This window comes from Tolumonas auensis DSM 9187, assembly GCF_000023065.1.
GTDB classification, from domain to species: Bacteria; Pseudomonadota; Gammaproteobacteria; order Enterobacterales; family Aeromonadaceae; genus Tolumonas; species Tolumonas auensis.
On sequence record NC_012691.1, the window covers coordinates 1226836 to 1244268 of the forward strand.

The following is a 17433-nucleotide window of genomic DNA, read 5'->3' on the forward strand; positions in this document are numbered from 1 at the left end:
CAGCAAAATTATCATAATAACAATACGCTATACGGGATAAGACAGATCAGGATTTTGTTCCCGGATAGGTGTTTTGCCTTGTTTTTGCCTATAGGCCGCCGTACCATTAGCTGCCCTCAAAAAGGAGTCTGTGCTTTTATGTTAACCGGTAGTCTTGTCGCTTTGATTACGCCCATGAACTGTTCTGGTTCCGTTGACTGGCAAGCTTTAGAGCAGTTAATTGAATATCATATTCAGTCTGGAACCAATGCATTGGTCGTTGCCGGCACTACCGGGGAATCAGTCACACTGACAGACGACGAACTGTTTACTCTTCTTGATCGGACACTTGAATATTGTGCAGATCGTATACCGGTTATTGCCGGATGCGGTTCAAATAGCACTGCGCATGCCAAGCAGATCGCGAAACAGATCTGTAAACTTGGTGTGTCCGCAGGTCTTTCTGTCACCCCGTACTATAATAAACCTACGCAGGAAGGGTTATATCAGCACTATGCTGCTATCGGAGAGTACAGCGGATTACCTCAGATTCTCTATAATGTTCCGGGTCGTACAGGTTGTGACTTAAAGCCTGAAACTGTGGCCCGGCTGGCAGGTAACTTTGGTATCTGTGGTATAAAGGAAGCAACCGGCGATTTATCCCGGGTAAGTCAGTTACGGGCGTTGTGCGGAAGTGATTTCGCTCTGTATAGTGGTGACGATGCTTCCTGCCGTGAGTTTATCTTGCAAGGTGGTAACGGTGTTATTTCCGTGACAGCAAACGTGGCCGCCAAGGCAATGAGCCGGATGTGTGCTCTGGCGTTGGCAGGTGAGCGTGAACTGGCGACAGAAATGGATGAATATTTACAGCCACTTCATCGCGAGCTTTTTATTGAATCTAATCCAATTCCTGTAAAATGGGCAGCTGCCAGAATGGGGCTAATAAATCATGCCGATTTACGCCTGCCATTAACATTGCTTTCTACCCCGGCACAAGCAATAGTTGAAGCGGCACTTGTGAAAGCGGAGTTAATCTAGCGTGCAAAATAATAAAATGAAATTGTCCCTGTTGCCTTACAGTATTCTGTGTGTTTGTGTGCTTTCTGCCTGTAGTTCTGATGCCGAAAAAGCACAAGCTAACCGCGATTTTAACTATACTGCTGCCGCTCTGCGTCCGCAGTTGAAGACACCTGCACCATTGCAAAGTCCTTCATTTTCGCAAGAGTATCGTTTACCCGTTGAAACCAGAAAAGGTGTTCTGGCGGAAGAGGTGGATGTTCGTCCTCCTGAACAGATTATGCCTTTTGTTTCAAGCAGCCGTGCAGATAACAACCGGAACGCGCTCGTGTTGTGGTTTTCAGCACGCAGTCTGAGCCAGAATATTGATGACGATCTCTGGGCATGGCTGAATGGCTATATGGCCACAAACAAGATTGCTGTGACTCGTCGTGATGACGTGAATAAGGTGCTTGAAACTGGCCCGGTGTCTGTCACCTTTGAAGGTGAGAAAGAAGACGATATTCCGCCGGCACCGGCGCAGCATTTCCGGTTCCAAGTCAAAAATGACCCTGAAACGCATCGTGCCGGGTTGATGGTGAAATGGCTTAGTACTGCTGACGGGCAGGAAACAGCGCCAACGATTTTTGAGCAACGTCGTTATGCTACCCGTCTGCTTAATAATGTCAGTGAGTATGCAGACTCTCATAGTCGCAGCCTGTATGCACCAGCGGCCAGCAGTCAGATTCAGCTGATGCTTGGTGAAGATAGTGCCGGTTCTCAGGCTATTGTGGCTCAGAATAGTTTTGTGAGCACATGGCAGTGGTTGCTGACGGTGTTACCAAAAGCCGGCTTGCCAATAGAACAAAGTTCGCAGTCCCAAGGGTTGATTGTGTTTAATTATGAAGGCGACTCTTCAGTCAGTATGCTTCAGGTATTGACCTTCTGGGAGCCAGTGCAAGAAACCGATGGTCTGGCATTGTCGGCGGGTAAATACCGTCTGCAGCTGGCTGATCGTGGCCATGAAACATCGATTACCCTGCTGGATGACGGTAACAAGCCTGTCTTAGTGTCTGCTGTCGAGAAACTGTATCAACGTCTGCAGAGATACACCAATGTATCTGCTGCCGTAATTGCTGATACCAGTACGCAGAAAACACAAGTACAAGCTGAAGCTCAACCTGCTGAAGCCATTGAGCAACCAATTCATCTGGTGAAAACGAATGGTGTATGGGTTGCTGATGCCCCGGCAGATCAGGTATTAAGCCGGATGTCGGCAGAGCTGTCTCAACTGGGATGGACAATTAAACAGACGGATACAGCGGCACAGCGTATTAATGTTGAGTACACCGTGCAGGATGGTAGTTTGCTGGATGCTTTTGCAATATGGAAACCGCTGCCACCGAATTATAGTGGTCTGAATCCGGGTTCATATATTTTCCAGCTTAGCCAGATGGCGAAAGGTACACAGATTGAATTGCTGACAGCCTCACAACAAGCTGTACCGGCAGCAACCGCTGAGCAGGTATATCAGGCTCTGGCGAAGAAATTACAGATCAAAAAGTAATTTCACAGGTTATAAAAATGGAAAAGGGGTGGTAACACCCCTTTTTTTATCCACACCAGATAGAACAGTCCGGATATCAATGCCGCAGGCTACTTGTCTTCCTCGTCATCTTCTTTCGGGACTTCTTTGATCTTATCTTTGTATTTCGGTAACTGCTTTTCGAGCTGTTTCATATCCTTGATGGCATTCAGAAACAGCCCCAGTAAAAATAGTAACGGAATACCAATAATTAGCCACAGGCTCATAAGCTGTCTTCCTCGCAAATATTCATAATGAATTGTTCCCGGATTTGCGGAAGTAATTGCAGGATCTGTGTCTGACCTTCCAGGGGATTCTGTATTAATACTTCTTGCAGCATTTCCAGCGTCAGTTGCTGTTGTAACTGCTCCGCTTCGGAATAATAACTCAGATGCCATGGTTCCGGTGCAACACCACCGTTATCTGCGGCATAAGGCCGGAAAAAACCGAACGCATGCATGTGCTCATTCAGCCATGTTGTCAGCGTGCCGAAATAACCGTGTTTCTCATCATATTCATCCGGCGTCAGCTGTAGCTTTTGGCCTTCAGGCAGAAGATCCGGCGCATAAATATCCAGGTCAGTTCCCCAGTGATGACGGCTGGCACCGGGGAGGGCACTCCAGCGCAAGATGGCAAAAATACGCGCTTGTTCAGATAAAGAGAGCCATTCCGTGATTGGCGTTCCTTCACTGTCGAGGACACTACTTTCCCCGCGGAACTTCCGGTTCCAGATCATGGACTGACGCTCAAAAGAGCGGTAACTGGACGCGATTGCTATGTTGATCCCATCAGACAGTGCAGCCTGATACATACGCTGGAATGCGGCGGCTGTTGCAGAAGTCAGAAAATGCCCTGCAGTAACAGGGCATAAAGCGGAATTATCCAGACCAACCAGTTCGGGCTTAATCATGATCAACCAGCAGTTGCTGCATCATGTTGTAATAGATATCGCTGAGTGTTTCGAGGTCAGCAACACGGACACATTCATTCACCTTATGAATGGTGGCATTTACCGGGCCTAATTCTATGACCTGTGCGCCGGTGGGGGCGATAAAGCGGCCGTCAGAAGTACCGCCTGAGGTCGATAGCTCAGTTTCCTGACCTGTAATGGCTTTGATCGCATTCTGTGTTGCTTCAACCAGCTTACCTGAGCCTGTCAGAAAGGGCTGACCACTCAGTGTCCATTTCAATTCATAGCGCAAGCCGTGGTTGTCCAGAATAGCTGCAACCTGCTGCTTGATTTGTGAATCAGTCAGTTCTGTGCTGTAACGGAAATTAAACTGAACCTGCATTTCGCCGGGGATCACATTCGAGGCACCGGTTCCGCTATTAATATTGGCAATCTGAAAACTGGTTGCCGGAAAGAATTCATTACCCTGATCCCACTGCTTTGACGCGAGCTCGTTCAGTGCGGGAATGGCAAGATGTACCGGATTTTCGGCCAGATGCGGGTAAGCAACATGCCCTTGAATGCCATAAATTGTCAGGTCGCCGGTCAATGAACCGCGACGGCCATTTTTAACCACATCACCAACATGGTTGGTTGAGGAGGGTTCGCCAACCAGACACCAGGTGATTTTTTCCTGCCGGGCTTCCAGCGTTTCTATTACTTTCGGCGTGCCATTAATAAACGGGCCTTCTTCATCACTGGTGATCAGAAAAGCAATAGAACCCTGATGTGCCGGATAATCGGTAGTAAAACGTTGAACGGCAGCCATCATTGAGGCAATAGAACCCTTCATATCAGCGGCGCCACGACCATATAACATGCCATCAATGATCGTCGGTTCAAACGGAGGTGTATGCCATTTTTCTGCTGGTCCGGAAGGTACGACATCTGTGTGTCCGGCAAAGCAGAATACAGGTCCGGTTGTTCCTCTTCTGGCCCACAAATTCGTTGTGTCGTGGAAAACCATTGGTTCAATTTCAAAACCTAATGGCGCCAGAAATTCAGCCATCATTTTCTGGCAGCCTTCGTCGATTGGCGTTACTGAAGGACGCGCAATCAGATCCTTGGCCAGAGACAAAACGAGAGAGTCGGTCATGCACAATCCTTATTCATTTACCTGATTAATTTATCAATGAGTTATACGCAGATTCAGAAAATCCGATCATGATGTTTTCTTCTGATACCAGAACCGGACGCTTGATAAGCAATGGGAATTGATGCATCAGTGCGATTGCCTGTTCTTCATCATGAACAACCTTTTGTTCCGGAGGCAATTCCCGGAAGGTTTTACTCTGTTTATTCAGCAGCTTTTCCCATCCGGCTGACTGACACCACTGAGATATCTGTGCTTCGTCTGGTGGTGTTTGCTTAAAGTCGATCAGTTCAAATGCAATGTTATTTTGCTTTAACCAGTTTTGTGCTTTTTTGACGCTATCACAGGTCTTGATACCGTAAATAGTAACTGCCACTGCTTACTCCAGCGTATATTGTAGTGAAAGAACTTGGGCTAATCCTTTGTAAACATTAAATACAGCCGTGGTTTTTGGCGTAGGCAGACCTTGTTCATCAAGGAAATACTCACCTTTAAAGACTAATACACCTGACTTTTCGGTGACGTCTGTTACTGCCATGCCGGCTAAATAATCGTCATGCTCTTGCATGATGTGGTTTGCCAATTCGAGCAAAGAGACTTTATTGATAGGTTGTTTGGTTTCCATATATCACCTCCGGGGATCTGTATATGAAACAAAACCGCACATATAGTGCGGTTTTGTATGCAGGCAATAACTGAGAAAGATTATTTAACAGTAACTTTCTTAGTGCCTTTAACTTCAATGTTTACGCGACGATCAGGTGCCAGGCAAACGATCAGATCTTTCTTGGCTTTGATCGCATTGCAGCTGGCCGGGCTTACTGGATCCGCTTCACCACGACCTACCGCAGTAATACGGGTAGCCGACAGACCTTTAGTGGTCAGGAAGTCAGAAACAGTTTTAGCACGATCCTGAGACAGCTTCAGGTTGTAACCGTCAGAACCGATGCGGTCAGTGTAACCGTACACGACGATATTTTTGTCGTCCATTTCCAGGGTCTGGATCTGATTGTACAGTTGTGACAGTGCGGTTACGCCGGCTGGTTTCAGAGTTGATTTGTTGAAATCAAACAGTACATCTGAAGTCAGAGTGAAGTTTTTGGTTTCTTCAACTGGCTGTGGTGCTGGTGCCGGAGCTGGTTCCGGAGCCGGAGTTACAACTGGAGCCGGAGTGCTGCTACGGGTTGGATAGTAAACAACATCCAGACCAAGGCTTTCGCTATCAGATTCGCCGGTCTTCGCATCACCGACACCATCGATATGACGGTAGCGAACTTGTAAATCAACCGGATCAGATACGCGGTAAGCCAGGCCGATACCAAAAATTGGTGAAACACCAAAATCGCTGACATCAGTGCCTTCATTAGTAGCATCCCAACGCATTGCACCCAATTCACCCAGCAGTGACAGGTCTTCTGTCAGTGGGTAACGTGGTAACAAAGAGATGTTTGCACCATGAGCTTTAAAACGTTCGCCATCTACACGGCCATTGCCCAGCCAGTTATAGCCGGCTTCTGCACCAATGTATTCGTTGAAAGTGTAACCACCGAATACGTGTGCAGCAGGGGTGCTGCTTTTATCCGCTGTACCCACATCACCCAGTTCTGAGTAATTGTTACCGCCAAAGCCGGCACCCAGGAATGCGCCTTCGGCGTCGTTTGCAGATGCTGAAACTGACATTGCAGAAGCAACAAACCCTGCGATTACTGATAATACCACTGCTTTTTTCATGATTGTCTCCAGACTATGCTCAGAAGAATCCACTTTTGTTATACACTTTCATTATCTACCAGCTTGCGAATTATGCAAGAATCCAGGGCGTTGTTTGTCGAAATGTTATCCACCGCACGTTTTTTTATGCACCGATTGCCTGTTCCGAATGTACCAGCTGTTTACGCCGCATTATTTAGTGATTAATATGAGCCTCTTTTTTCTTGCATCGCAGAAATACAGACTATAATAAAAATATAATAAAACGGAGCCGGATAAAGCTGTTTAACACCAAACTAGATTCGTTATTGGTAACAGTGAAATTCGCAAATGCGTGAGGAAACATATGAGTCTCGCTCCTGTGTCTGTTGGTCAAAAAATTCGTCATATTCGTGAAACAATGGGGCTTAGCCGTCCGAAATTTGCGGAGCTGCTGGGTGTACCACCAACTACACTGAAAAACTATGAATTAGGCTATCGTGAAGTTGGCGGTGCTTTTTTGGTGGCATTAGCTCATCAGGAACAGTTGCATAAATTCACCCTATGGCTATTGTCAGACAAAATTGCGCCGGAAATCGGTCAGATCAGCCCTGCTGAATATGTCGTTCAAAAATAAGTCTGATTGAAAAGAGAGCCAGTATTGCACTGGCTCTTTTTTTATGGATTTTTTGCTACTATCGGATGCAAACCAATAGCATTGGAATTTTATGAAACTCCAGCAGTTACGCTATATCGTTGAAGTTGTGAACCATAGCCTGAATGTCTCTGCAACTGCAGAAAGTTTGTATACATCGCAACCAGGTATCAGTAAGCAGGTTCGCATGCTGGAAGATGAACTGGGCATTCAGATTTTTGAGCGTAGTGGCAAACATCTTACTCAAGTCACCACTGCCGGGCATGAAGTCATCAAAATTGCTCAGGAAATTCTGGCTAAAGTAGAGTCTATCCGTTCCGTTGCCGGGCAATATACGAACCCGGATCAGGGTTCATTAAATATTTCAACAACGCATACTCAGGCCAGATATGCGCTACCTGAAGTCATTAAAGGCTTTATCAAACGTTATCCGATGGTGTCGCTGCATATGCACCAGGGCTCTCCTGCACAAATCAGTGAGTCTGTTGCCAAGGGTACATCTGATTTTGCTATTGCGACTGAAGCGCTGCATCTTTATGAAGATTTGGTCACTCTGCCTTGTTATCACTGGAACCGCAGTGTGATCGTGCCGAAAGATCATCCTTTGGCTACCTGCCAGCAACTGACGGTTGAAGAATTATCCAAATATCCGTTGGTGACATATACCTTCGGTTTTACAGGCAGGTCAGAGCTTGATGCGGCTTTCAGCCGGGCCGGATTGATACCGAAGATAGTGTTTACCGCAACGGATGCCGACGTGATTAAAACCTACGTCCGGCTAGGATTGGGGGTAGGGGTGATAGCCACGATGGCGATTGATGCCGAAGCAGACAAAGATCTTGTATTGCTGGATGGCAGTCATTTATTCCAATCCAGTACCACCAAGATTTGCTTCCGGAAGGGGATCTTCCTGCGAAGTTATATGTATGATTTTATAGAACGCTTTGCGCCACACTTAACGCGGGAAATTGTCGATAAAGCGATCGCAATGAAAACTCCATTCGAAGTGGATGCATTGTTTACTAATGTGGAATTGCCGACTTACTAAGTGAGTGCAGAAGAATGAAGCCGGTTGCCGGCCTCATTCATAGAACCTGCGGATGGTTACAATGCGGTATGCAAAATTTCTTCGCAGGTTTTCAGTGTCACAGAGCCATTTTCTCCGATCCCTGTCATGCCATGTTTCAGTAGTTTGGCTGCGATTTCCGGGAAATGTTCCGGACCAATGTTATAGGCGGACAGTTTAGATCCCAGGCCGATGGATCCAAAGAAGGCAATGGTTTTATCAATCGCTTGCTGTATCACTTCATCCGCGTTGTCACCACGGATACCCCAGATCCGGTCAGCATACTGCAGTAATTTTTCTTTTTTCTCTTGCTTGCGAACAATCATGGTTGCCGGCAGCACAATCGCCAATGTCTGAGCGTGATCCAGTCCGAATAACGCCGTCAGCTCGTGGCCGATAGCATGAGTGCTCCAATCTTGCGGGACGCCTGCGCCAATCAGGCCATTCAATGCCATAGTCGCACACCACATCAGATTGGCTCTGCTATCGTAGTCTTCCGGTTGCTGGTAGCTTTTGATCCCATCTTCCAGCAAGGTCAGCAGGATGCTTTCGGCAAATCTGTCCTGCAGGTGGGCATTAACCGGATAGGTTAAATACTGTTCCATGACATGACAAAATGAATCGGCGATACCGTTAGCTATCTGAACTTTAGGCAACGTAAAGGTGACAACCGGATCAAGCACCGCAAATTGTGGAAATACCTTGTGGCTTGAGAATGCGAGTTTTTCACTCTCGATGCTGCTTTGCATCGACATCGCACCGGAATACCCCTGAGATCCACTGGCTGAAGGCAGAGAGATCTGACGGTTTTTGCGACTGATAACTGCATGATGATTCATTTCTGAACCCGTGGCAGGTAATGTCAGAACGCATCCGAAAGGGATCACATTTCTGATCCCTTTGCCCTGATTATTCAGAATTTCCCACGGGTCGCCTAACTCCCAGCAGGAAGCCGCAGAAATAAATTTTGTGCCATCAATGACGGAGCCGCCACCGACTGCCAGCAGATAGTTGATCCGTTCTTCTTTTACAATCGCCACTGCCTGCATTAGCGTCGCATAGTCAGGATTTGGTTCTATGCCGCCAAATTCTGTGATTTTCCGACCAGCCAATGCTTTTCTGACCATATCCATGGTCCCGTTGGCAATAACACTTCCCCCGCCATAAACAATCAATATCCGGGCATCAGAAGGGATTTCATGGCTGATTTTTGCGATTTGTCCTTTCCCAAACAATACCTTGGTTGGATTTTGATATTCAAAATTCAGCATATGGTCCCTCGATAAATGTGTATAAATTCATATCCATTATATACAGTAACATTAACAGCTTAAGATCACCTGATTTTCAGAAATCAGCATGAAAATGGATTTACGCTTACAAAAACAGATTTTGGGCTGTTTGCGTGTCTGACCTGTATATGTTTATGATCCTAACCTTATAATTATGAATCAGTTTTACAGATAAAATAGTTGGAAATGATAATAAACAGTAGCAGAATAAATTAAGTCGGAAGACTCAATTGCCGGTGTAGCTCAGTTGGTAGAGCAGCGCATTCGTAATGCGAAGGTCTGGGGTTCGATTCCCCACTCCGGCACCAATAAAATCAATTTGTTATTCATGTTTATGTCTGGTTGTCTCAACTTTTTCTAAGTTTATGTAACGGTTGGTGTAAGCGATGTGATTCAACACTAATCAACATTATCTTTTTGTCGGGTAGAAGCAGAATAGAACACTGTAGGCCAGAGAACCTGCGTTCACATAACCGTGCTCCTGTTCTATGAATTCCGAGTCATTATTTATTCGTTCCAATACCCTGTAGTGCATTCCCAATCGCAAACTGGATTTGAAAAATCCTTAGTTGTTATTACAGCCAAGGTACATCAATCACCTTCATGTCTATCTTGAATTCTGCTATTTCCGCTATTAATAGCGGAAATAGCAGAATTCATGCACATCGTGTTCTGCGTTACATTACTTAATTAAGCCCTATCGAGTCTCTCTTGCCAGCACTAAGCCAAATATATTCAAACCTATATTACTACTGTGACTGAACGGGAATTGCATCTCCAGTATCCATTTCTTGCTCTTAATTATAGACCTATCACAGGAGGCTCTATGGCTCATTTGGTTGAAACGATGGCGTACGCTGGTAGTACACCATGGCACGGTTTAGGCAATCATCTCACTGAACAACAGCCCATTCAGGTCTGGCTAAAAGAGGCTGGAATGGACTGGACGATTGAACAAAGTGATGTTCTGTTTAATGTCGATAGCAGTGCATTACACATTCGTCCGTATGCTGATTCCAAAGTCTTGTTTCGTTCTGATTCTCTAGCACCACTCTCTGTTGTTTCTAATCGTTATCAAGTTGTTCAGCCGCATGAGGTCTTGAACTTCTATAAGGATTTAGTTTCAGTTGGTGGCTTTGAATTAGAAACTGCGGGTGTTCTGAAAGGAGGAAAGAAACTCTGGGCGTTAGCCAAAACAGGTCAGGAAGCCAAGATGAAGGGCAATGACCGCATCAAAGCGTATCTGTTACTGGCAACCAGTTGCGACGGTACGTTATGCACTACTGCGCAATTTACATCTGTTCGGGTGGTTTGTAATAACACCTTACAGATGGCAACTAAGCAGAACTCAGGTGCGGTTAAAGTACCTCACTCTACGAAGTTTGACCCGAAACAAGTCAAGGAGGCATTAGGTCTTGGTTTCTCATCTTGGGATGCCTTTACGCGGGATTTGAAACAACTCAGTCAGCGATCGGTCTCACCACAAGAAGCGGAAAACTATATTCGTGCGGTGCTGGATGAACCTGTACTTACAGATGATCCTACTACCGATTCTAAAGCCTTTCAGCGCATTTCTGGTCTTTATCAGGGCGAAGGTGTGGGCTCTGAATTGGTGTCTGCCAATGGCACCGCATGGGGCTTGTTGAATGCATTTACAGAATACGTGGATCATCATCGCCGAGCGCGTAATCAGGATAATCGGCTGGATTCAGCCTGGTTTGGTCAGGGCGCGTTGCTGAAACAAAAAGCCTTCAATCAGGCGTTAACACTGCTCCACTGATACTCTCATCAATTCGTATCAAAGAACCCCGGATAGGTTTTCCTGTCCGGGGTTTTCTTTTATGTCCGGAGGATAAAATGAAAACACGTTATCACCACGCGATCCGTCTGGCGTCTACCTCAAATCTCACCCGTGATGCCTGGCTGCAGATCCGGCAACAAGGGATCGGTTCATCGGATGCCGCAGTGGCTATCGGTCTTTCACCGTACAAAAGTCCGTTATCGCTGTGGCTTGAGAAAACTCAGCGTAAAGCAGCGGATGATCTATCGGAAAAAGAGGCGGTGATTTGGGGAACGGTATTAGAACCGGTATTGGCGTCAGTTTATGCTGAGCGAACAGGTAAAAAGGTACGCCGCGTCAATGCGGTGCTACAGCATACGGAATATCCCTTCATGCTGGCGAATCTCGATCGGGAAGTCTTAGACCCGGCAGGGAACGGTGTGCTGGAAATCAAAACGACGGGTTATCACTCTGCACCACAGTGGGAAGAGGGCGTACCGGTCGCTTATCAATGTCAGGTGTTGCATCAATTGGCTGTAACCGGTCATGCCTGGGCGGATGTTGCGGTGCTGATTGGCGGGCAAGATTTCCGGATTTATCGCATTCATCGTGATGATGACAAGATCACTGATCTGATCCGGCGGGAAGCGCAATTCTGGCAGTGTGTCTCTGATGACCGACAACCGGAACCGGATGGTTCAGATGACGCAGGGCAAGCCTTACAGTGGTTGTTTCCCCGTGATGACGGGCAAACCATCGATCTCTCTGAGTCCGCCGAATACAACGAGCTCTTTTCTGAACTGCTTCATTTACGTCAGAGTAAAGAAGAAACCGAACGACAGGAATCACAGGTCAAACAACGGTTACAGGTCGCTTTAGGTTCTGCCACCGCAGCCGTTTTCCAGAATGGTCGCATTACTTGGCGTAAAGCCAAAGATCGGCTGGTCCCTGATTTGGACAAACTCATATTGGAACATCCAGAAATTATTCAGCAATACGGCAAACCGGTTGTGGGTAGTCGCCGTTTCCTGATCCAACCTGAAAGGAGCGCATCATGATCAAAGGACTGGCAATTACACCGCCTGTCATCGGACGGATCTCCATTGGCCGTTTGGTCTGTAAAAACGACAAATGGCTACCCGAGAAAGATGATAGTTTTACTTTAACCACACAGGTGAAAAACAAAGGGGAGTGGTTACTGCATCCGTTGCATCAGAAGTTGGTAGAGTCGGCACCGAATAACAAAATCCGCGCCATTCCGGTTCGGATGTTATTCAACGACACTGACCTGAATCTGAGGGCGGAATACAGCGCGTTTGACCGTAACACTGGCCGTCCGCTTTGTGTTGGGAACGGGGAGAGTGCAAAGCGAGTCAATGAACAGGGTGGCACCGATGAACAAGCGTGTGCGGGTCCGCAGTTTTGTCCATTTGCCCGACAACACGGTTGCAAACTGTATGGCCGACTCAATGTTCAGGTGGACGGGCAAAACGATGAACTGGGTAGCTTTATCTTCCGTACCACCGGCTATAACTCGGTGCGAACACTGGCCGCCCGGCTGCAATACTTCCATGCCATCAGTGGTGGGCTCACTCGTTATCTGCCGCTGTTACTGAGACTGCGCGCCAAAAGCACCACCCTCTCATATCAGACCCCGGTCTATTACGTGGACCTGACCTTAAGAGAAGGGATTGAGCTTGCTTCAGTCATTGCACAGGCGAAAGAGGCTGCTGGATCAGATATTGAGGCTGGCTTAGTTCTGGAGGCACTGGAACAAACCGCCCGTCAGTTATTACAGAACGGCCAGTTCGAAGATTCAGAGGAAGAAATACCACTGGTGATGGAAGAGTTCTATCCGGAAGAAAACCCGTTAGATCCATCAGCTAACCAGTTGGAGCAGCCCGTCTCGGCTCAGTCGGCGACCCGTCGTACCGCAACCAGACCATCCAGACTCACGGACAAGCTGGGTTCGGTAACACAGTAATCACCTTATTTCTTATTCAATCAGCGCCCCGTCATTGGGGCGTTTTTATTTCCGGGATCAGGAGAATTTATATGCAAATCGGCGATCACGTGGTAACCCCCAGAATAGGCTATACCCATCACGGTCTATATCTCGGGAATAAAGAAGTCATTCATTATGAGGGCAGCTCCTTGGGAGATCTGTCAGGTCGGATAACCCAGGTTAGTCTTGAGCAATTTTGTCAGGGGAATGGTTGTACGGTCAGGGAGTATCCCATCCGGATTTATGGCCGGAAGGAAAGTGTACAGCGGGCTTATACGCGGTTAGGGGAGGCACAGTACGACGTGTTGTTGAACAACTGCGAGCAATTCGTGACCTGGTGCATCATGGGGTTTGCTTACAGTGAACAAATTAATGAACTGGTTGCGCTGGGCATAGTGGGAAAGTCGGTGATGAAGTCACTTAGCCATCAGGCAGAGCCGGTCGCTATGGCAGGTTATCTGGCTACGCAATCCGTCAACAATGAGACGGTGCGTCACACTGTACAAGCGGTATTACCTGCGAGCTCGTCGCTGGTTGCTAGTACTGCCGGTGCAAGTGTGGCCCTTTCATCAGGGACCGCCTTAGTGAGCAGTGGTCTGACTATCACATCGGTGACGCCATTGGCTATGCCGATTGTTGCGGGGGTAGTGGTGGGTTACGGCATCAAAAAGGTCATTGATTGGGTATGGGATGAATTATGAGAAATACAAAATTTAAAATCGATGAGACGAACGGAACCTATACGGTGGCCTCACCGGTTACAGAAAAAGACATATTGATCATGGCCCGGCGATTGGCTAAAAATCGCTTGGCGAAAGGCTGTAGCATTGAACGCCCGTCATCGGCATTTATCTATTTGCAAGCACTCATGGGGAATTACGAAAATGAAGTATTCGGCTCGTTGTTTCTGGATAATCAACATCGGATCATTTGTTTTGAAGAACTATTCCGCGGCACACTCAATGTCACGAACATTCATCCGCGGGAGGTTGTAAAGAGGGCATTGGCTGTCAATGCCGCTGCGGTTATTTTCGTCCACAATCACCCATCCGGAGAACCCGAGCCCAGCGAAGCAGACAAAAAAATCACAGTTCAACTACGGGAGACGCTTAATCTGATCGACGTCAGGGTTTTAGATCATATTGTGGTCGGAGCTAAGGCATGCATTTCTATGGCTGAACGAGGACTGGTATGATTTGAGTACAGGTGAGTGATGAAGGCAGGAAAGGGCGAGATTGCAACGAGGCCGGATGTAATGGCCTCTTTTTTTTTGGGGGGGTAAATTGACAGATGATTGACAAACAGAGTTCTCCATAGAGACTTTGCAGTCTGATCTGGGTATCTGGTTAGGCTATTACAATAATCAATCAACACATCAAGGGAAAATGTGTTGCGGTCATACGCAGCTCATATTTGGTGCATGGATTACATGATCAGGTTCTTGCAGGAGTATATTTCGCTATCAAATTTACTTCTGAGCTCTACTGAATCATTTACCAATCCTTTAGATGTAAATTCATGTTCAAGCATGAACTCAATAAATCCATTAATTCTGAGATCCATGCTTGAGAGTAACAATGATTTGCCACGTTCAAGACAGAGTGGAACGATTAGTTGTTCCGTTTCTCGTTTAATGTTTTGTAGTGTACTTACTGGGCCGTCTAAATTAATTCTGGCTGTGCTACCGGCCAAAGTAACTGCATCATCCCATTGTTTAACGATGTCATTGATTCTTTCGTACGATTTTGAAAATTCTGTCCTTTCCTGCTCTCGTTTCTGGGCTATCTTCAGCGCTCTTTCTTCAGCTTCTAGCTGTGCTTTCCTGGCTTGATTCTCTAATTCAATAGCATCTTGCTGCTGTAATCGGACGGCCTCTGCGGCAGAGTCCGCTTTTTGTCTGGCGATCAAAGCTTGAGCTTGAACCTCTTCTTGATTTCGTTTGTGAACATGAAGCCCGATTAAAGCAGCAAGCGAGATTATTAAAACAAGGAGAATATGGAAGAAGGTTATTTTTGATTTTTTCTGATAACCATCAAAATCAAAGTAAGTCATATCGCTAATCCCTTAGCATTTGTAAAGAAACGTAAAGTTATCTTAACCAACCAAAGGGGCGATATGAATCTTATTGTTGATTCATTTAAGTTTTTTTGATCTGGATTACCACAATTTAGACGACCACCACACTCGGCCAAGCATCGTCACGCTGTCCTGGCGGTCTTCTCTGTTAAGAACTTCATCAGGGTAGTTATCTCGGTTGAATGATCTGATTAGCAAACCACCATCTGAACGCTCGATCAGGATTTTTACCCGCAGTAAGTCACCATCGCGAATAGCATATGTATCGCTGTCTATTACCTTTGTCTTGCTGGTATCAATGCCTACAAGGTCGCCGTCTTTAGCTACGGGCTCATGCTGTTCCTATCTGGCTACCTTGGCGCAGGTGGGGCTGACGCCCTGTTTATTCAGCGTGTAGCGGCGGAATGGCTGCTCGTATTTCTCAACGTCAACAATAGAGGGAGCCCCATTCCCGGCAAATAACTCAACACCAATCAACGGCACTGTTACGTACTCATTTTTATCTTGATCCATAGATTTCCACTCAACCGGGGTTAGCTTGCTTTCTAGCGCATTAGGTTCCGGCCCCTCTCCGGTAAGCAACCACTCAGGTTTTACCTGAAACACTTTGGCTAATTTACGGGGCAAAGATATTTTCCACGGGATAAAACATCATGAATTGGAAACAGTTTTGTGAGTTTTACCAGGTGGCAGTGATAACAGGGTCCAGAATAAATGCTGACCCAAAAGAAAAGCCCCGTGCTGCATAACGCCGGGGCTTCAGATTATAAATTGGAGTTTATATTGCATTTTTTCTAACCAAAAAACTGAACCATTAGATCAAGTGAATCCATTCGTGTGTATGTTCCGATGGAGGACATTCAGTCCTATTTAAAAGTAGTTGCTGAAAGCAAAAGGGTCAAATGATGGAAGGAGGGAAAAGCTACATGCATCACAAAAGAAAAGCCCCTGACTAAGAGGGGCGGGGCTCAAGATTGTAAACCGGAATTTATGGTGTTTTTTAACTAACCAAGCGCGTCGTTCCATCGAGCCAAGAAATGCGATCAAGGGCACATTATTTTCCATGTGCCGGACGGGAAGTCCTCATTAAAGGTAGTCGCAGATATATAAGGCTTCAAATAAATAAGGCAAAAAATCCACTCTGTTAACAAGGAAATTTACCATGTGATAAACAGAAATGAGCGAGAACAAACGGCCCCTTCTGTCTCATCATTAGGGCTAAACCGACTTCTCGACACAGGTGTCCGGCTCCGTCACCGCAATTCTTCTCAGGAAAAGGCTAAAATTGTCAGTCAGCCGAGGATGCCCGGCGATTCTGTTTGCTATAACAAGATTAACTGGGTATCGGAGAGCAATAATGATAGTCGGTATTGAGGCATTAACTCGAGAGCTTATTTCTCAGCATGACTGGATTTTCCCTGTTGTTAATGGAAAAAGAATAGGACATGCGATAGACATGGCCTCTGTTTATTCATTACATGGGATCAAAGTACTCATAGTCCATGGAACAAGCATTCTTGAGGTTGAAATTGAAATCGATTCTGTAGAAAACCGAGAAATGCTGCATGAAAAGATCCGAGCTTTACTTGAACAACCGCTTATTTATCCGCCGTATCAACATGGTGATCAGAGCTTAACCGCTAATAGAAGAAAATACCCTAGTCTGGATAAATATAGGGCAATCATGAGTGATAAAACCGGAATGTGAGTGAATCAAAATCAGCAGGCAAGAAAAAGCCCCATACATAGGTCGTCAGAGAGCGCGTATGAGGCTTTATACGTAAACCGGATTTCCAAGCGATGCTACTTTTTATTGTGAGTTCTATTTAACGTTAGACCATACATCAAAATTTGCCAAAGATAGTCATTAACTACTTAGCTAGAATCCAAATTCACCAAGCATGAAAAAAGCCCCGAGCATGGTGTTGCTCGGGGCAAATCGGTTTTACGCATACGGGATAAGCTGCATTATCAGCTATGAGCAGACTACAGATTCAAATGCGATAAGTCTAGTTCTATAAACGACGGAGAGAGGGTGATCATCTGTAGTATTTCGCGCAGCATAATGAGACGTAGAAAATTAGAGCACTAGACTTTGACCTGTCCTGACAATAGTGGAGCTCACATTTCTTAGGGTACCCAGCGTGAAAATGACCTGCAGATTAGGAAAACGGCAGAAGAAATTGACTAATCAGGCAGCGCTTCCTGCAGCAGATGGCGATAATGATCCTGTTGCTCGGGAGAGTAGAGATAGAGCATGGACTGATC

Annotated in this window: 19 protein-coding genes, 1 tRNA gene and 1 pseudogene; 11 read left to right on the forward strand and 10 right to left on the reverse strand. The window is 46.3% G+C overall.

Annotation, left to right across the window (positions count from 1 at the left end; all coding sequences use genetic code 11):
- Positions 1 to 138: 138 nt before the first annotated feature.
- Positions 139 to 1017, forward strand: a complete 879-nt coding sequence (gene dapA / locus TOLA_RS05785) for a 4-hydroxy-tetrahydrodipicolinate synthase (RefSeq protein ID WP_012729351.1) — start codon at positions 139 to 141, stop codon at positions 1015 to 1017.
- A 1-nt stretch (position 1018) separates the two neighbouring features.
- Entirely contained in the window at positions 1019 to 2542 is a 1524-nt protein-coding gene (gene bamC, locus TOLA_RS05790) for an outer membrane protein assembly factor BamC (protein ID WP_012729352.1), read from the forward strand.
- An 89-nt stretch (positions 2543 to 2631) separates the two neighbouring features.
- Here bamC and TOLA_RS16640 read toward each other — a convergent pair whose 3' ends face one another.
- The 6 genes from TOLA_RS16640 to ompA all read right to left on the reverse strand — a co-directional run bounded on the left by TOLA_RS16640 (position 2632) and on the right by ompA (position 6333).
- Positions 2632 to 2787: a hypothetical protein gene (locus TOLA_RS16640; protein WP_012729353.1), complete on the reverse strand. Its 156-nt coding sequence runs from the start codon at positions 2785 to 2787 to the stop codon at positions 2632 to 2634.
- Positions 2784 to 3470 (reverse strand): M15 family metallopeptidase, encoded by a 687-nt coding sequence (locus tag TOLA_RS05795; RefSeq protein ID WP_012729354.1) that lies wholly within the window; start codon positions 3468 to 3470, stop codon positions 2784 to 2786. Before TOLA_RS05795 ends, TOLA_RS16640 begins: the two co-directional genes overlap by 4 nt.
- Positions 3463 to 4605 carry a succinyl-diaminopimelate desuccinylase gene (gene dapE, locus TOLA_RS05800; RefSeq protein WP_012729355.1) on the reverse strand — a complete coding sequence of 381 codons (1143 nt, stop codon included), beginning with the start codon at positions 4603 to 4605 and terminating at the stop codon, positions 3463 to 3465. Before dapE ends, TOLA_RS05795 begins: the two co-directional genes overlap by 8 nt.
- A 25-nt stretch (positions 4606 to 4630) precedes the next feature.
- On the reverse strand, positions 4631 to 4978 hold the full coding sequence (locus tag TOLA_RS05805) for an arsenate reductase (protein WP_012729356.1): 348 nt from the start codon (positions 4976 to 4978) through the stop codon (positions 4631 to 4633).
- 3 nt (positions 4979 to 4981) lie between these two features.
- Positions 4982 to 5227 carry a YciN family protein gene (locus TOLA_RS05810; protein ID WP_012729357.1) on the reverse strand — a complete coding sequence of 82 codons (246 nt, stop codon included), beginning with the start codon at positions 5225 to 5227 and terminating at the stop codon, positions 4982 to 4984.
- Between the two features lie 80 nt (positions 5228 to 5307).
- Positions 5308 to 6333: a porin OmpA gene (ompA, locus tag TOLA_RS05815; RefSeq protein ID WP_012729358.1), complete on the reverse strand. Its 1026-nt coding sequence runs from the start codon at positions 6331 to 6333 to the stop codon at positions 5308 to 5310.
- A gap of 325 nt (positions 6334 to 6658) precedes the next feature.
- Between ompA and TOLA_RS05820 the strand changes: the two genes are divergently transcribed.
- The gene (locus TOLA_RS05820) at positions 6659 to 6928 is read left to right on the forward strand and encodes a helix-turn-helix domain-containing protein (protein ID WP_012729360.1); all 270 of its coding nucleotides are present in this window, start codon (positions 6659 to 6661) and stop codon (positions 6926 to 6928) included.
- A 91-nt stretch (positions 6929 to 7019) separates the two neighbouring features.
- Entirely contained in the window at positions 7020 to 7994 is a 975-nt protein-coding gene (cysB, locus tag TOLA_RS05825; RefSeq protein WP_012729361.1) for an HTH-type transcriptional regulator CysB, read from the forward strand.
- Between the two features lie 56 nt (positions 7995 to 8050).
- On the opposite strand, the gene TOLA_RS05830 is transcribed toward cysB, so the two are convergent.
- Positions 8051 to 9283, reverse strand: coding sequence for an iron-containing alcohol dehydrogenase (locus TOLA_RS05830; protein WP_012729362.1), 1233 nt, complete (start codon positions 9281 to 9283; stop codon positions 8051 to 8053).
- Positions 9284 to 9536: 253 nt separating this feature from the next.
- On the opposite strand from TOLA_RS05830, the gene TOLA_RS05835 reads away from it, so the two are divergent.
- The 6 genes from TOLA_RS05835 to radC all read left to right on the forward strand — a co-directional run bounded on the left by TOLA_RS05835 (position 9537) and on the right by radC (position 14284).
- Positions 9537 to 9612 (forward strand) — tRNA-Thr (locus tag TOLA_RS05835).
- 518 nt (positions 9613 to 10130) lie between these two features.
- The gene (locus TOLA_RS05840; protein WP_012729363.1) at positions 10131 to 11084 is read left to right on the forward strand and encodes a DUF932 domain-containing protein; all 954 of its coding nucleotides are present in this window, start codon (positions 10131 to 10133) and stop codon (positions 11082 to 11084) included.
- Positions 11085 to 11161: 77 nt separating this feature from the next.
- On the forward strand, positions 11162 to 12142 hold the full coding sequence (locus TOLA_RS05845) for a YqaJ viral recombinase family nuclease (protein ID WP_012729364.1): 981 nt from the start codon (positions 11162 to 11164) through the stop codon (positions 12140 to 12142).
- Positions 12139 to 13068, forward strand: a complete 930-nt coding sequence (locus TOLA_RS05850) for a recombination directionality factor (protein ID WP_012729365.1) — start codon at positions 12139 to 12141, stop codon at positions 13066 to 13068. Before TOLA_RS05845 ends, TOLA_RS05850 begins: the two co-directional genes overlap by 4 nt.
- A 71-nt stretch (positions 13069 to 13139) precedes the next feature.
- Positions 13140 to 13790, forward strand: a complete 651-nt coding sequence (locus tag TOLA_RS05855) for a lecithin retinol acyltransferase family protein (protein WP_012729366.1) — start codon at positions 13140 to 13142, stop codon at positions 13788 to 13790.
- Positions 13787 to 14284 carry a RadC family protein gene (gene radC, locus TOLA_RS05860; RefSeq protein ID WP_012729367.1) on the forward strand — a complete coding sequence of 166 codons (498 nt, stop codon included), beginning with the start codon at positions 13787 to 13789 and terminating at the stop codon, positions 14282 to 14284. The genes TOLA_RS05855 and radC overlap by 4 nt, the downstream gene beginning before the upstream one ends.
- A 230-nt stretch (positions 14285 to 14514) precedes the next feature.
- On the opposite strand, the gene TOLA_RS05865 is transcribed toward radC, so the two are convergent.
- The 3 genes and pseudogenes from TOLA_RS05865 to TOLA_RS16320 form a co-directional block, all read right to left on the reverse strand.
- The gene (locus TOLA_RS05865) at positions 14515 to 15141 is read right to left on the reverse strand and encodes a hypothetical protein (RefSeq protein WP_012729368.1); all 627 of its coding nucleotides are present in this window, start codon (positions 15139 to 15141) and stop codon (positions 14515 to 14517) included.
- A gap of 105 nt (positions 15142 to 15246) precedes the next feature.
- Positions 15247 to 15483, reverse strand: a pseudogene (locus TOLA_RS17060) (S24 family peptidase); the annotation flags it as partial.
- A 24-nt stretch (positions 15484 to 15507) separates the two neighbouring features.
- Positions 15508 to 15792, reverse strand: coding sequence for a hypothetical protein (locus TOLA_RS16320; protein ID WP_049759145.1), 285 nt, complete (start codon positions 15790 to 15792; stop codon positions 15508 to 15510).
- A 730-nt stretch (positions 15793 to 16522) separates the two neighbouring features.
- Between TOLA_RS16320 and TOLA_RS05875 the strand changes: the two genes are divergently transcribed.
- Positions 16523 to 16873, forward strand: a complete 351-nt coding sequence (locus TOLA_RS05875; protein ID WP_012729369.1) for a hypothetical protein — start codon at positions 16523 to 16525, stop codon at positions 16871 to 16873.
- The last annotated feature ends 560 nt before the right edge of the window (positions 16874 to 17433 follow it).